This window comes from Marinitoga sp. 38H-ov (assembly GCF_011057715.1).
Classification (GTDB): domain Bacteria; phylum Thermotogota; class Thermotogae; order Petrotogales; family Petrotogaceae; genus Marinitoga.
The window spans coordinates 1-1,199 of the sequence record NZ_LNGH01000031.1 but is presented as its reverse complement, the minus strand read 5'-3'; the positions used below and the strand labels follow the sequence as shown (position 1 = coordinate 1,199).

At 26.1% G+C, this 1,199-nt stretch carries 1 protein-coding gene; it reads right to left on the bottom strand.

Features of this window, described 5'->3' with window-relative positions:
• On the bottom strand, positions 1-969 hold a 969-nt coding region (locus AS160_RS08810), incomplete at its 3' end, for an IS1634 family transposase (RefSeq protein ID WP_165147858.1).
• Positions 970-1,199 lie beyond the last annotated feature (230 nt).

The following is a 1,199-nucleotide window of genomic DNA, read 5'->3' as shown; positions in this document are numbered from 1 at the left end:
TACTTCTCTGTATTCTATTCCTTTTGCTATTTCTATGAATTCTCCTTCAAATATATTTACTTTTTTTATTTGTTTTATTGATTTTCCTACTATGAATTCATAATTAGAATTTTCTACTACTTCTATATTTTTTTTACTCATCATCCCTCTATCTGCTACTACTATTACTTTTCCTAATTGATATTCTTTTTTCATTTTTTCTATTGAATCTTTAAATGTATGCCCTTCAAATGTATTTCCTGCATATATATCAAAACTAACTGGCATTCTATCTTGATCTATTGACATCCCTAATACTATTTGTGACTCATTGAATTTCTTATCTTTTGAATATCCCATTTGTAATATTTCATTTGTTTGTTGTGTTTCAAACGCCAATGTCGTTACATCGTAAAATACTAAATCTACCGTTGTATTAAATAAACTTATCCTTTGATTATACATATGTTTTTCTATCGATTCTTTATTATCTGCTAATATATCCAATGTTCTGTACAACCAGTGCAACATTACATCTTTTTCTTCCAGGTCTTTTCCTTTTTCAGCTTCTACTTTGTTATATCCAAAATACTCTAAATTATTAAATATTCCTAACTTACTTCTCGGTTCTACTATTCTATTTATCACCATTATTTTTAGCATCTCTTCTGCATTGTATTTTATATCTTTATCCAGTCTTTCAAAATATCTTTTCATCTCATATCTTTCAAATATTTTATTTACTATTACTTTTGCTCCGTAATTTCTTTTATCTGGTGCTTTTTTTATATCTTCCGTATCAATATAATTTTTTAAATCAAATATTTGTATGAGTTTATTTACTATATTTTTTGCTTCACTTTCACTAAAAGAATCAATTCTTCCCACATTCGCAATAGTTCTTTGCTTTATATTTCCATTTTCCCTATAACTTTCAACGATCCTTAAATATTCAACACCTTTGTTATTTTTAACAACTCTTAAAAACACAAAAATCACCTCTCGATTTCATAATACCATTACATATATATAACAAAAATATTATGAAATCAAGAATATAATGCTATTGTAAAAAATATTTGTGTCACTACAAAAATTTTTCAACCCACAATTTTTACCCTTTTCATCGTCGCAAACCCGCATTTTACCGTTTCAATTTCCCAAAAATCATGAAATTGCTGTCAAAGTCAGGTTAAAATTAGTATTCTTTTTATAATATA